Raw genomic sequence first — 11,099 nt, forward strand, 5'->3', positions numbered from 1 at the left:
GGGCGACCAGCGTGTCGGGGTATTCGCCCTTGGGATCGATCTCGCGATAGTCCTGCTCCATGACGAAGGTGCGCAACTGCGCCAGCGCGCGGGCGAATTCCGCGGTCTTCGCGCGGGGGATGGCGCGCGCTGCCTGGTGCAGCGCCCGGAAGGCAGCCAGCGTATCAACCGCCGGGCGCTGCACGAAGCGCAAGTCGGCCGGCATGGCCGTCAGGCGGCTGGGGTAGCTCACCAGGGCTTTGCGCAGCGTGGCCATGGCCTGCGCCTGGCGCGCCGCGTCCCAGGGCCGCGTGCTGGTCACCGTTGCGGTGCTGGCGTCGGCGCGCACCGTGATGGCTTCGCCGGCTGCGTCCACCAGGTAGCCGTTCACCTGCTTGCCGTCGACATCGTTGTAGGTATAGGCCACCCAGTAAAAGGTCTCGTCGCCCCTGGGCGTGGTGACGGACACGTTTTCCTCGTGCGCCGGCCGCCAGGTGCCCGGGTCGATCACCAGCGGCGGCGAGCGGAATGCCAGCCTGGACGTGTTGCCTTCGCGCACATAGCGGTAGAAGAACAAGCGGTTTTCGACCTGGCCGACCAGCAGCGCATCGCGCGCGTTCTCGGTGCCCCACACGCGCCGCTCAGGCGCGTTCAGGGCATAGCGGCTAAGGCGCATGGCGTCGATCACCGCGCCGATATCGTATGCCAGCGCGGGGCGCGGCGTGCCCGCGAGGCAGGCCAGCGCCAGCGCCGCGGCGCCGAGCAAGCGGGAAAATCGGGGGACGAAGGAAACGTGGAGAGTTTGAGATTGAGGGGTGGCAGGAATGCGCAACATCCGGGAGTGGGAAGAGTGACAGGCGGCCCGATGATACTCCGGTCACCGGTCAAAGCCACGATTCATCCACTTTTTACACGCATTCCATATCGGCAGGCTAAGCCGCAGTCTTCTGCATGAACACGCTCAGCGGATCGTCCGCATAGCCGCCGAACGGGCCGCACCGCAGGTAGCCGGCCCGGGCGTACAGCGCCAGCGCCTCGGGCTGGCTGACACCCGTCTCAAGCACAAAGCGTGGGCAGGCCCTGGCCATGGCTTCTTTCTCCAGCGTGGCCAACAGCCGCATCGCTATGCCGCCGCCCCGGTTCGCCGGACGCACGAACATGCGCTTGATCTCGCCGAACTCCGGCTGCAAGACCATCGCCCCGCAACCAACGGCAGTGCCTTGCTGGTCTCGCACGACGGCAAAGAGAACATTGGGTTGAGACAGCGCGTCGATGTCGATGCCGTGATGGCTCTGCGGCGGGTACAGCGGCTTCTGGTAGGCGTCCAGTTCGTCGATCAGGAGGATGACTTCCGCTTGCCTGGGGCTTTCAAGCGCGATATTCATGTTGCGTAGCGTTGGCGTGAAGGGATGCCTAGTCATCCCAGCTTGAATGGCCGGCGCGGCTGAGCGTGCACGCGGGTTCCCGGCGAGGCATTCCATGCCGGAAAATCGGCTGGCGGGCCGCCAGCGGCCAGCGCCCCGCCCATCCCCTCGGCGGCAGCGCCGGCAACGAAGCCGCTCAGAGATGGCGCGCGGGCGTGTCCACCTTCTGGTGCGCGTCCGCATCGAGCGACTTTTCCGCATCGTCCCCCGAGAGCCCCTTGTAATACAGGTGCACCCCGATCGCCAGCGAGTCGTGGCGGATTTCCTGGAACGCTTTCCATGCCTTGGCCGGGTCCTTGAAGACCAGGTAGTGTGCTTCCTGCGAGACCAGCGTGGCCACCTCGTGCAGGCCGTGGCCGTGCAGCGTGCTGACCAGCGTGTCGAGGCTTTGGTGCGTGCGCGCGTCGGTGCGCGGGTACAGCATGTGCAGCACGGCCACGCGCTGGTCGGCTACCAGCGCCGACAAGGCGACGACGATCTCCTGGTGGTTGAGCGCGGTAACGACGCTGCCGGCGGCGCCTTGTTGCTTCGGGAACAGTGCTTCGATCGTGGAGCTCATGGGTTCACTTCCTTTCCTGCTGACTTGAGTGAAGGCGCACCGGGGTGCGCCCGGGCACAAGGCTCCGCCAACGACATGAAATCCTGCTTGCCGCTGGCAGAGCGCGACATGATCACTGGACACCCCCGGGGTAACGCTGCGCCCGGGACTTTCGCCGACATCCAGTGCGGCATGGCGATGCATGAATTTACTCCTGTCCGGGGATTGGGGAAAACCCTGAGATAGACCGATACACTTTCCTGCACGCCAGACAATGCCGCTGGCCCGCGCCAGCTCTGGATGGGCCGCCTGCGTTTCTCCTGGTGCAATGCGTCAACCCGGATTCCGCAACGCCCGGCAATCACGCCGGGGCGTCGAATGCCTCGTGATAGCGCATGGCGCCGGAGCGCTCGGATACCCGGCCCCCTTGTTGTTCACTGCCTATGGACACCGCGTCTCCGGCTCTCGCGCGCCAGCGACGCTATTCCAGCTGGAAGTTGATCGGCTGGGTCGCCGTGTAGGGCGTCGCCCGGCCCGCGCTATTGCTGAGCGGCGCGCATCGCATTCTCTGCACGGCCTCCTCGGCTGCCTGGTCAAGTGCCCCTATTGCCGAGGACTTTTGAATCGCGGTMAGATAGACGAGTCCTTCCGTATTCACCCAAAGGCGGACTTCCACCCGGCCGGACTGCTGATAGCGCCTGGCCGACGCCGGATAAAAGGGGTGCGGTGCCGAGCACGGCGTCTCTTTGATCGTCATCTCGACCGGCCGGGATTCGGCAGGTGCGGGAGCCCGCGACGACGCGCACTTCTGATAGACGGCGTTCTTGAAGGTCTCGATCGCTGAGTTGAGCAGCAGCGAATCCGGGCCTGACATGCCTCGCACGCCGCCAGGGGTGTTGGCGAACGTCCGAACGGCATCCCGCTCTTCGTCGGTCCAGTCGGACACTGGCGCCGGGAGCGTGCGGCGTCTGGGCAGCGATGCCTTCGCCCAGCGAAACTTCTCTCCCGCAGGGCTTTGCATGAATGCAATCAGATCCTGGGCTTCGCCCGGCGTCAGGTCGACGCGCAAGGCCGGGGCCAGGGCGCGGCCGATCGCCGTATCGTCCGTGCTCGCAAGGCAGTAGAGCATGTCGGGATGCGTTGCATCGCCAGTCTCCCGCGCGCGGCTCAGCATCTCCGTGCGCACGCGTCGGGCATAAAACGTCTCGGCAGCGGCGGCCAGCGCGGAGTCGGCACCGGAATCCGCCGCGCTGGGCTTCGCGCCGAGCGCGCTGAGAAAGATCACCAGGGATAAAGCGGAAACGGTCGGCTTACCGAGCTGGATTCGATAGGACATGGATGTGCGTTCGATGCGTTACAGTGCGCCGCTAACATCGACGGCGCGTGGTGGAATGCAGTGAGCCAGTCAATGGATCTGGCGTTCGGGCGGACGCTCTTATTTCATGCCGGCGCTGCCCGCGCTGTCCGCGCCGCCAGCACCTCGTGGATCAAATCCGTCGCCTGCTCCGGCCCGACGACTTCGGTATCGATCTCCAGGTCTGGCGCAAGGGGGGCTTCGTACGGGGCGCTCAGGCCGGTGAACTGGCCGATCTGCCCGGCCGACGCTTTGGCATAGAGCCCCTTGGCATCGCGCTGCGCGCAAACCGCGAAGCTGGCGCTGAGAAACACTTCAACGAACGCATCGCCGCCGATGATCTCGCGTGCCTGCTGGCGCTGGCTGCGCAGCGGCGAGATGAATGCCGCCACCACCCACAGGCCACTGCGATTGGCAAGCCTGGCCACTTCGGCGGCGCGGCGGATGTTCTCCGTGCGGTCCTCGTCCGAAAAGCCCAGATCGCGGTTAAGGCCAGCGCGCATGTCATCGCCATCGAGCAGCAGCACCGGATGGCCGGCGGCCAGCATCCGTTTGCGCAGGGCGTGGCTGAGCGTGGTCTTGCCCGCCCCCGATAGCCCGGTGATCCAGACCGTTCCCGGCGCGCGCCCGGTGTCGTGCGATGAATTTGGCGTGAAGTGCATGCTGTGCGTGATCCGGTATTTGGCGTCGGGCTGCGCGATCAAAGGCCGCGTTCGCGCTGCATCAGACCCAGCAGCGCGGTCCAGGCATCGCCCGCCAGGCTATGGCGCTGGCGGGCCAGCAGCACGGTACCGGGCAATTCGCGTGAGAGTGGGAGCGAGTCGCAATGCGACAAGCGCACGCGGAAGATGGCCGTGGTTGGCGCCAGCCCGTTGTGCTGGCTGCGCGTGACCGCGATGGGGCCGCCATAGAGGCTGGCCAGCGTGCGCTGCTCCAGGCCGGCGACGTTGACCTGGTCCGTCTGCGCGGCGGCGCAGCGCACCGAGCCGAATTCCGGGAGGTTGGCGACAAAGACGCCACTGCTGCCGGCGGTGAGCGCGGCATGGTCCTGCTCGCCGATGAAGGCCTCCGCCTTGAGCTCGCTACCCTGGCCGACGATATGGTAAAGCGGTTCACCGCGCGCCAGCCACGCGCCATCGGCGAGGAACAGGTTGGCATCCACCACGCGCCCGGCGAACGGCGCGCGCACTTCCAGGCGCTTGCGCTCTTCGGCAAGGCCCGTTACCTCGGCCTGGGCGACGGCCCAGCGGCGGCGCAGCACATCGCCCTCGTCGCGCAGCTTGGTGGCAAACGGCTGCTGCTCCATTTGCCAGCGCAGCTGCTGCGCCTGCGCCTGCGCGGCGGCCAGGCGGAAGTCCAGTTCCGGCGAGACCAGCTGCGCCAGCAACTGGCCGGCGGCGACAGTCTGCCCGGCTTGCACCGCGCCACCGCTCACGTAGCCGGGCTGGGCCGCATAGAGCGACTGGCTCTGGCTGGCGCTGAGCACGGCCGGTGCGCGAATGGTGCCGCCCCAGGGGATCACGGCCACGGCCAGCAGCACGCCGAGCAAGACCACGGCGCGCCGGGTCTGCGCGTTCCAGTGGATATCCGCACGGCGGTGGCGCCACACCAGTATTTCGCGAATGACCGGCATGACGATGAACACGCCTAGCTCGATGGCCAGCAAGGCCAGCCCCAGCGTCTTGAAGAACAGGTGATAGACGGTCAGCGCGATGCCGAAGAACAAGCCGAGCCGGTAGAGCCAGGTCAGGATGGCGAAGACAATGAGGAAGCGGCGCCGCGAGGCGGAAAACGATTCGGGCGCTGGATCCGCGAAGCCGAACAGCCGCTCCCGCAGCCACCAGCGCGCCATCGCGAATGCCCGGTCGTGCAGGTTGGGCATGTTGAGCCAGTCCGCCAGCAGGAAATAGCCGTCGAAGCGCATGAACGGGCTGGCATTGATGGCGAGGGTCAGCAGCCACGTGCTGGTTGCCAGCATGAATGCGCCCGCACGCAGCGGCCCGTCCGGCAGGAAGCTCCACGCCACCGTGGCAAAGGCGGCCAGCGCCAGTTCCGAGAGCATGCCGGCGGCGCCGATCTTGAGCCGGTCCTGGCGCCGCATCAGCTTCCAGGCTTCGTTGGTGTCTGTATAAAGCACCGGCCACATCACCAGGAAGGCGACCCCCATGGTGGGTACGCGGCAGCCGTAGCGGTAGGCGGTAAACGCGTGGCCCAGCTCATGCAGCACCTTGGCCAGCGACAGCGCCAGCCCGATGCCCAGCAATCCCTGCAGGCCCGCATAGGAGGCAAAGGTATGAGTAAATTCATCCCAGCGGCGCGAGACCAGGTAAAGGCCAAGCAGGGCAACCAGGCCCACGCCCCACCAGAAACGCGGCTTGAACGCCCATTCGACCCACGGCGCGCAGCGCTGCAGCATGGGCATGGGCCGCACCAGCGGCACGCGGAAGAACAAGTAATGCTTGAGCAGCCACATGGCTTTGCTCACGCGGTGCGCGCCGGCGATGCGGCCCAGCCGCGCGCTGTCTTCCGCCCGCCACGCAAGCAGCAGGTTGTGCCGGTGGAGCAACTGCACCACCGCTTCGAGCTCGTCCTCGCCCACGGTCAGCGTGGTCTCGCGGTTCACCGCATCGAGCAGCGCGCGCGCATCGCCAAGCGGCCAGCGCGAGAGGATCTCGAATGCCGGCCAGGACAGTTGATAGAACTTGTTGGCGGCCGGGTCGTGCAAGGTCCAGGTGGGTGCGCCGCTGGTGTCGGCCGGACCGGGGTGCAGCGTCAGGTCCTGACGTAATGGGGGCAACACGTTAAATGCCTATCCACTGGCGCGCCACCGTCAACGGACGGCGCAGCGCATGATAGAGAAACGGAACCCAGCCGGCCGACAGCCGCGCGGTACCGCGCAGGCCAAGCCGCGGCAGGTCCTTGGCGGCAAAGCTCGCGCGCACGCGGTAGGCCAGCACGCCGCCATCGGTTTCGGCCGCGGCGTAGGACACGCTGATGATGCGGGCATCGAACGCCTGGGTCGGGTTGGCGTCCGGGTAAAAGGTGATCGTGTCGCCGGCCTGGAGGCTGACCTGCTCCGCCACCGGCATCTGCGCGGTGAGTTCCACCTTGGCCGGATCGGCCAGCAGCAAAACCTTCTCGCCAATGGTGACGGCCTTGCCCTGCCAGTCGTTCACATCGCCGAAAACGGCCACGCCCTCGCGCTCGGCCTTGACCTGCACGCGCGCCAGCTGCCTGGCGGTGTAGTCGAGTTCCAGCGCCTTCTGGTCCAGCTCACCCCGGGTCTGGGCCATCTTGAGGCGGCTCTCGTCGTCGGTCACCGCCATCTGCGCCGACTGGCGGTACGTCTCCTGCGCCGTATCGTAAGCGCGCTCGGCCACGGCGCGGCGGGTCTGCAGCGCCACCGTGTCCAGGCTGAACAGCGGCGCGCCTTGCGGCACCGGCTGGTTCGGCTGGACGTACACGCGTTCGATCACGCCATCGAGCGGCGCGCGCACCAGGAACGGATCGCGCGCGGACACCTCGGCCGGCGCCAGTACGGTGAGCCGCATGGGAATCAGGCAGACCACCAGCAGGCCGAGCAGGACCCGGCGGCGGGTTCGCCCCGGCCGCAGCATGGCCTTGAGCCGCTGGCCCAGCGGCTGCGCGGGCCGGAACGCCGCCAGGGCGTGGCCATAGGCATGCGTGACTTCGGCCAGCACCGCCAGCTCGTGCTCGGTAAACGGCGCTTCGCGCGCGAGCAGCAGCGCGCCGTCGCGCCGGCCGAGCTGGTCTTTCAGCGGCAGCCACAGGGCATGCGCCGGCAGCCAGTCTGCCCAGTCCGCGCTGGTTTTAGCGGGCGCGGCACCAGCGTCGACGGGCGTGGTATCGGCGTGGGCATGGGCCRGCCCACGGCAGAGCTGGGTCAGCCATTGCAGATATGGCGCGTTGGGGTCGACCTGCGGCAGGCCGGATACGGCCGAGACCTGGCCCAGGCCGCTCTCCAGCCAGACCGCCGCCTGCCGGTAGGGCACGAGGCTGAGCGTCTCGTTGGCCATCACAAACCCGAGCGCCTCCACGCTTTGCGCTTCCCGCGCGCGGCGCTCCAGCTGCAGCAGCGCGAGCAGCGGGGCAACCGCCGTTGGTGCATCGGCGCCTTGCGTCATTTTTCCGGGAAACTCGCCCAGCCGCTCATGCCCGGCAGCAAGGAGGCCTGGCTGCCGTCGATCTTGCCGGTGATGGAAATCGCCTGGCTCACCGGGTCGATCCTGGCGCCGATGCGGCTGACCTTGGCCGGGAACGACTGGTTGAGCTCATCGACCAGGACCGTGAACGGCGTGCCGGGCTTGATGCGCGCCAGCCACCTGGACGGCACGATCATCTGCAGCTCGAGATCGCTGGAATCGACAATCTCGAGCAGCGGCTTGCCCGGCGTGACAAACTCGTGCGCCATCGCCAGGCGCTTTGTCACGCGGCCCGAGAACGGCGCCGCGATGCTGCACTTGCTGACGGTGGAGCGCATATAGGCGGCCTCCGCGGCCGATTCCTTGGCCTTGGCTTGCGCTTGCTCGATCTCCAGCTTGCCGACCGAGTTCAGTTCCGCCAGGCGCTTGTTGACGGCCAGCACCTGCTGCGCGGCTCCGGCGGAGGCTTCGGCCTTGCGCAGCTGCGCGCTGAACAGCGCGCAGTCGAACGAGACCAGCGTCTGGCCGGCGCGGAAGCTATCGCCGTCCCGCAACGGCAGGCGGTCGATCTTGGCGTTGATCTCGCTGGAGATGGTGGCGAATTCGCGCGCTGCCAGCTGGGTCCGGATACGGCCATCCTTGTCGGCGCCGGCAAACGTGGTGGGGGCGGCCACGGGTGCGGCACCGGCCGCTGCTGCTGTCGCCAGCAGCAGCGGCAGCCAGGCAGCGGCGTTTAATGCAAAGCGTTTCATTACGGAGCGACGGTAAGACTGGATTACGGGATGAACGGCTTGCTCGATTACTCGATTGCCTGGTTACTGGGCTTCCTTGGGCGGCTCTATCAGGGTCTTCTCGTGCTCGGCGATGGCCGCGCGCAAGGTCGGCAGGTCGTAGCCGCCGACCGCGGTCGGCAACGGGTCCAGGCCCAATGTTGCCATCATCTGGCCAGAGGCATTCTGCAGCGCGCCGTAGGCTTGATACAGCCGCAGCTCGGACATCACCGCGCTGGCGCCCGCGCGAATCTCGGCCAGCTTGCCGGTCGCATCGGAACGGGTGGCATTCTGCGTATGCGTCAGGATGCGCTGATCGACGTCGTTCATCTTGCCGGACAACTCGAAGGCACGCTTGTAGCCGATGTAGCCGCGATATGCCACGTGCACCTGGGTCAGCACCGCCATGTTCAGCGCCAGGCGCTGCTGCTTGGCGACTTCATACTGCGCATCGGCGGCGGCACGGATGTTGCCGGCGTTGAGCAGGTTGAGCAGGTTCCAGCTCATGCGCAGGCCGATGTTGTTCCAGGCGTTGTTCACCAGGAAGTTGTCGGTGTCGAAGTTCGCGCCCAGCTGGAAGGTCACGCCCGGCAGCAGCTTGGCGAGGGCCTTCTTGGTTTCATCCAGGCCAATGCGCTCGTTGTAGCCGGCCTCGACCAGTTCCGGCCGGTTGACGAGGGCGGTTTCTTCCATCTTGTCGGCGGCCACCGGCAGCTTGGGCAGGCTGAAGCCCGCTGGCGCGGCCAGCGTGTAGTCGTCGCCCGGCGGCACGTTCATGATCGAGGCCAGGCGCGGCTTGGCTTGCGCAAGCTCGTCGCGCACGGCTTCGAGCTGGCGCAGGATGTCGAGCAGCTGGCGCTGGTAATTCAGCGTTTCCAGCGGTGACTGCAGCCTCTCCTTCTCGATGCGCAGGGAGTCGTCCAGCGCCGCTTGCGTCAGCTTGAGGATAGGCTCCACCTTGGCTTCGAGCTGCTGCGCGCCCACGGCTTGCCAATAGGCTTGCCTGACCTGCTGCATCATCAGGTGAACCACCTTGCGGCGGCGCTCGCTCATCACCAGCACACGGTCGGCCTGCTGGCGCGCGGTGTAGTAGCTGACGCCGAAGTCCAGCACGTTCCACGACAGGTTCAGGTTGCCGTTATAGTGCGAGCGCTCGGACGAGGTCGACGGCACCAGGGACTGCTGCCCGGTGACCACATCCCTGGAAGACGAGGCGAGTTCGTTGCTGCGCCAGGCGTAACCGGCGTCGGCCGTCAGGCGGGGCAGCATGTCCCAGCGCGACAGGTCGAGCTGGCGCTGCGCCATGGCTTCTTCCATCAGCTTGAGCCGGCCGTCGAGGTTGTACTTCAGCGCGCGCGCCATGGCCTCTTCCAGCGTGACCGGGCCGGCCAGCGCCTCCTGGTTCTGGAACATCGCCTGGCGTTGTTCAGGCAGCTCGGCCTGGCGCTCGGCCAGGGTGGTGGCGACGGGCTGAATGGCACAGCCGCCCAGCATCGCGGCGGCGGCCAACACGCAGACCAGCCGTTTGGGTCCGGGTTGGACCAGGCGAGAGATAGCGTTCGACAACGGATTTTCCTCTTTCCGGGGTTGCTGCGTTTTATAGTGAGTCATGACGTGATTCGCTACCGGCCTAGGCCTGCTCCGGCTGGCTTTCAGACTGCGTTGCTGCGTGCATGACCGGCTGCCGGCTCATTTGCAGGTGGTGCAGCAAAGCCGCATTGGCGGCCTGTTGCGCGGGCCGGCCAAACTGATCGAACTGCACCGCCAGCGCCGGTTTGCCGGCTGGCTGCAACGCGGCGGATTGCAGGATGGCGGCCAGCGGATCGGCATGGCTGCCGTCCCCCTGTGCGAGCGTGCCCGCTTGCTCCAGGCCAGCGCGCGAGTCGGCCGACGCCTTCACGTTCAGGTCCAGATGGCTGCTGGCGCGATTGCCCTTGCTGTCCCGTGCGGTGACTTCGATCTGGAGTTGCTGGTTCATGCCTTGCGGCGGCTTGCCGGCCAGCGTGCCGGTCACCGGATCGAACTTGAGCCACGGCGGCAGCGGGCGCCCGTTGGCCAGGCGCACCTCCACCGTCACCGTGGCTTCGCGGTCGCTCGCTCGGAAGAGGGAAGCCGGCAGCGCGATGCTGATCGCCTCGCCCGCCCGCGCCGAGAAACTGCCGATCTCCGGCATGGCCTGCAGGCCAATGCTGCCGGCGCCACCAACGTCGACCAGGTTCATGCGCCCTTCCGGCGCCTGCAGCGCATAGCTCAGGCTGCCGGCCGAAAGCGGATCCGCATTGAACGGGTTCCTGCCAACGGCGTCGGCGCTGAAGCCGGTGCCGTTGCCGTTGCCGGCCGGGTTGAGCGTCGGCGCGTCGACGCCAGGCGCCGAGTCGAGCGCGGTCAGCGTGATCAGCGGCGCCGATGGCACTGGCGCCAGCGGTGCCAGCCCCGGCACGGGCACCGGCGCCGGCGCGGCCGGCGTCGTCAAGTGGACGGTCGAGCGCACTTCATACGGATCGCCGCTCGMGCCCGCCGCGAGCGTGTTGCCCGCGCGGTCGGCAATGCCGGTGCCGCTTGCATTGAGCGTCAGGCCAATCTGCCCGGAGCCGCCGAGACCGGTGACAAGCACGGTATAGGTCCGCGCATCGACCTGGGTAACGCCGCTGATGACGCCCGTTGCGGAGCCGGTCCGGGTCAGCACGAAGTCGGCGGCATCCACGCCGGTGACGCCTTCGGCGAACGTCACGGTATAGCTCACCGCGCGGCCCGAGGTGGGCGATGCATCCACGCGCGCGATGCCCACGGCCGTGGGCGGCGTGGTGTCCACCGTCACGGCCCGCGTATCCGCCACGCCGTGCAGGGACACATCGATCGCATTGCCGGCAC

Annotated in this window: 9 protein-coding genes and 1 pseudogene; all 10 read right to left on the minus strand. The window is 67.4% G+C overall.

Going from position 1 to position 11,099, the window contains the following annotated elements; translation table 11 throughout:
• Positions 1–745: pseudogene (locus AC1DS3_RS28395) on the minus strand (ankyrin repeat domain-containing protein); the annotation flags it as partial.
• A gap of 166 nt (positions 746–911) precedes the next feature.
• Positions 912–1,364, minus strand: a complete 453-nt coding sequence (locus AC1DS3_RS28400) for a GNAT family N-acetyltransferase (protein ID WP_441634549.1) — start codon at positions 1,362–1,364, stop codon at positions 912–914.
• Positions 1,365–1,539: 175 nt separating this feature from the next.
• The gene (locus AC1DS3_RS28405; protein WP_441634547.1) at positions 1,540–1,962 is read right to left on the minus strand and encodes a hypothetical protein; all 423 of its coding nucleotides are present in this window, start codon (positions 1,960–1,962) and stop codon (positions 1,540–1,542) included.
• Positions 1,963–2,422: 460 nt separating this feature from the next.
• Positions 2,423–3,277 carry an energy transducer TonB gene (locus AC1DS3_RS28410; RefSeq protein WP_441634545.1) on the minus strand — a complete coding sequence of 285 codons (855 nt, stop codon included), beginning with the start codon at positions 3,275–3,277 and terminating at the stop codon, positions 2,423–2,425.
• Positions 3,278–3,381: 104 nt separating this feature from the next.
• Complete coding sequence (gene cysC, locus AC1DS3_RS28415; protein ID WP_441634543.1) at positions 3,382–3,957, minus strand: adenylyl-sulfate kinase; 576 nt, start codon at positions 3,955–3,957, stop codon at positions 3,382–3,384.
• A gap of 38 nt (positions 3,958–3,995) precedes the next feature.
• The gene (locus AC1DS3_RS28420; RefSeq protein ID WP_441634541.1) at positions 3,996–6,095 is read right to left on the minus strand and encodes a site-2 protease family protein; all 2,100 of its coding nucleotides are present in this window, start codon (positions 6,093–6,095) and stop codon (positions 3,996–3,998) included.
• Position 6,096: 1 nt separating this feature from the next.
• Positions 6,097–7,440, minus strand: a complete 1,344-nt coding sequence (locus AC1DS3_RS28425) for an efflux RND transporter periplasmic adaptor subunit (protein WP_477128405.1) — start codon at positions 7,438–7,440, stop codon at positions 6,097–6,099.
• On the minus strand, positions 7,437–8,210 hold the full coding sequence (locus AC1DS3_RS28430; RefSeq protein ID WP_441634537.1) for an efflux RND transporter periplasmic adaptor subunit: 774 nt from the start codon (positions 8,208–8,210) through the stop codon (positions 7,437–7,439). Before AC1DS3_RS28430 ends, AC1DS3_RS28425 begins: the two co-directional genes overlap by 4 nt.
• Positions 8,211–8,273: 63 nt before the next feature.
• Positions 8,274–9,794, minus strand: a complete 1,521-nt coding sequence (locus AC1DS3_RS28435; RefSeq protein WP_441634535.1) for a TolC family protein — start codon at positions 9,792–9,794, stop codon at positions 8,274–8,276.
• Between the two features lie 64 nt (positions 9,795–9,858).
• The coding region (locus AC1DS3_RS28440) for a putative Ig domain-containing protein (protein ID WP_477128406.1) at positions 9,859–11,099 on the minus strand (1,241 nt) is incomplete at its 5' end.

The organism is Cupriavidus sp. 01L46, from assembly GCF_056399905.1.

What these genes read in the sequence shown, in the direction of transcription:
- AC1DS3_RS28400 (WP_441634549.1), bottom strand. Translation starts at nt 1,364, where the DNA reads ATGAATATCGCGCTTGAAAGCCCCAGGCAAGCGGAAGTCATCCTCCTG.
- AC1DS3_RS28405 (WP_441634547.1), bottom strand. Translation starts at nt 1,962, where the DNA reads ATGAGCTCCACGATCGAAGCACTGTTCCCGAAGCAACAAGGCGCCGCC.
- cysC (WP_441634543.1), bottom strand. Translation starts at nt 3,957, where the DNA reads ATGCACTTCACGCCAAATTCATCGCACGACACCGGGCGCGCGCCGGGA.
- AC1DS3_RS28430 (WP_441634537.1), bottom strand. Translation starts at nt 8,210, where the DNA reads ATGAAACGCTTTGCATTAAACGCCGCTGCCTGGCTGCCGCTGCTGCTG.